Source organism: Paraburkholderia humisilvae (genome assembly GCF_902859855.1).
GTDB classification, from domain to species: domain Bacteria; phylum Pseudomonadota; class Gammaproteobacteria; order Burkholderiales; family Burkholderiaceae; genus Paraburkholderia; species Paraburkholderia humisilvae.
Genome location: NZ_CADIKH010000324.1, coordinates 1 through 1,494, shown reverse-complemented (window position 1 = coordinate 1,494; position 1,494 = coordinate 1). Strand labels below are relative to the sequence as shown.

The following is a 1,494-nucleotide window of genomic DNA, read 5'->3' as shown; positions in this document are numbered from 1 at the left end:
CTATAACCGGCGAACCCGGGAAGTGGACCGAAGGCGAGAGGGTGGCGGATGGGTCCGTAGTAGCGGTGAAGCCGGGTAACGCTGGTGGAGCGAAGGGGCCCTGCTGCCTGTAACGTCCTCGACAACATGGGAGGCAAGGACGAGATGACAAAGGCGTCCAGCAGTTTGCAGGACCTGAGGCGGGGAATATACGTCAAGGCGAAGGCTGAACCGTCCTGGCGTTTCTGGGGTTTGTACGTCCATGTCTGCAAGATGGAAACGCTGCTCGAAGCGTATGCGGTAGCCAGAAAGAACAACGGAGCGCCGGGTGTTGACGGCGTGACGTTCGAGGCTATTGAAATGCAAGGTGTGGTGGGCTTCCTGGCGCAGATACAGGACGAACTGACTGAGCGCACCTACAAGCCAATGCGAGCGCGGCGGCAGGAGATACCGAAGGATGGGGGCAAGGTCCGCGTCCTTTCGATTCCTGCAATCCGCGATCGTGTGGTCCAGGGTGCGCTCAAGCTCATACTGGAGCCGATCTTCGAGGCTGACTTCCAGCCGGGGTCGTATGGCTATCGTCCAAAGCGTACTGCGCATGAAGCGGTGCACCGGGTGGCAACGGCAATCGTTAAGTGGAAGAGCCGGGTCATCGATCTGGATTTGCGTGCGTACTTTGATACCGTGCGGCATCATTTGCTGCTCGAAAAGGTAGCGCGACGGGTCAATGACCGGGATGTCATGCATTTGCTGAAGCTGATGCTGAGGTCATCGGGCAAACAAGGCGTTCCGCAAGGCGGGGTGATTTCGCCACTGCTCAGTAACGTCTACCTCACTGAGGTGGATCGGATGCTGGAGCGGGCGAAAGAAGCGACGCGCAACGGGAAGTACACCTACGTCGAGTATGTTCGCTTCGCTGACGATCTCGTCGTGCTGATCGATGCTCGTCCGCGCAATGCGTGGTTGCTGGGGGCGGTAAGCCAGCGCCTACGGGAGGAGTTCGCCCGACTGCTGGTCGAAGTGAATGAACAGAAGAGCCGCACTGTGGATCTGGATTGCGGAGAAAGCTTCGGCTTTCTGGGATTCGACTTCCGTCGGATCCGTAGCGTCAAGGTTGGGGTGTGGCGAGCGCACTATACGCCGAAGCTGAAGAAGCGGACGGCGTTACTGCGCCAGCTCAAGGAGGTGTTCCGGCGATACCGGTCGCAGCCGGTAGATCGGGTAGTCAAACTGATCAATCCGGTGTTACGCGGCTGGGTGACTTACTTCGCCGTGGGCCACTCCAGCGAGCGCTTCAGCTTCATCAGGGACCGGGTGGAAAAGAAGATCCGGCGACATATGGGGCGAGCCAGAAACCACGGGGGCTTCGGCTGGAAGCGGTGGAGTAGGTATTGGCTGTATGAAGAACCGGGACTGTTTAATGGTTACCGGGTTCGACGTACTGCTGCGCTGAAAGCGCGCCCAGCAGGATAGGCCCAATAAACCTTGACATGAAGCAGACAGGAAAGCCGGGTG

At 58.8% G+C, this 1,494-nt stretch carries 1 protein-coding gene; it reads left to right on the top strand.

Going from position 1 to position 1,494, the window contains the following annotated elements; all coding sequences use genetic code 11:
• Positions 1–126: 126 nt before the first annotated feature.
• Entirely contained in the window at positions 127–1,452 is a 1,326-nt protein-coding gene (gene ltrA / locus HV796_RS42270) for a group II intron reverse transcriptase/maturase (RefSeq protein WP_246356403.1), read from the top strand.
• Positions 1,453–1,494 lie beyond the last annotated feature (42 nt).

Coding starts and splice junctions, on each gene's coding strand:
- ltrA (WP_246356403.1), top strand. CDS start 127: ATGGGAGGCAAGGACGAGATGACAAAGGCGTCCAGCAGTTTGCAGGAC.